2 protein-coding genes are annotated in these 680 nt (G+C 66.6%); both read left to right on the top strand.

The features are described 5' to 3' along the window. The coding region (locus EOA29_RS38995; RefSeq protein WP_145970141.1) for an adenylyltransferase/cytidyltransferase family protein at positions 1–378 on the top strand (378 nt) is incomplete at its 5' end. A gap of 7 nt (positions 379–385) precedes the next feature. After that, a partial coding sequence (locus EOA29_RS38990) for an SIS domain-containing protein (RefSeq protein ID WP_127222545.1) occupies positions 386–680 on the top strand: 295 nt, incomplete at its 3' end.

The raw sequence follows: 680 nt of genomic DNA, 5'->3' as shown, positions 1-680 counted from the left end.
ATCCTGCATGCCGGCCATGTCAGCCTGCTGCACGCGGCGCGCAGCCAGTGCGACCGGCTGGTGCTCGGCCTCAACAGCGATGCTTCGGTGCGCCGGCTGAAGGGCCCGGGACGTCCGGTCAACGACCAGCACGACCGCGCCTGCGTGCTGGCGGCCCTTGCCTCGGTGGACGCGGTGGTCGTCTTCGAGGAAGACACGCCGCTGGCGCTTATCGAAGCCTTGTTGCCCGACATACTGGTCAAGGGCGCCGACTATACGATCGACAAGGTGGTCGGCGCCGATGTGGTGCAGAAGGCCGGCGGACGCGTGGTGCTGGTCGACGTCGTCGCCGGCAAGAGCACGACCGGCACCATCGGCAGGATGCGCGCTACCAATTGAGGGTTTCATGTCCGTACTGAACGACTATCTGGTCCGCTCGGCGGCCGCGCTTACGGCGACGGTCGAACGCGACCTTACGGCCGAGATGGAACGCGCCGTGAGCACGGTCGTCACCGCGCTGTCGCAAGGCAAGGCGCTGCTGATCTGCGGCAATGGCGGCTCGGCCAGCGATGCCATCCATATCGCCGGCGAGCTGGTCGGCCGCTTCCTCAAGGAGCGCAAGGCCTACAATGTCATCGCGCTGCCAGCCAATGCTGCGGTGCTGACCGCCTGGGGCAACGACTATGGCTTCGACACCGTGT

The sequence above is a fragment of the Mesorhizobium sp. M1E.F.Ca.ET.063.01.1.1 genome (genome assembly GCF_003998155.1).
GTDB lineage: Bacteria > Pseudomonadota > Alphaproteobacteria > Rhizobiales > Rhizobiaceae > Mesorhizobium.
The sequence above is the reverse complement of the archived record's forward strand: the minus strand, read 5'-3'. Positions and strand labels throughout refer to the sequence as shown.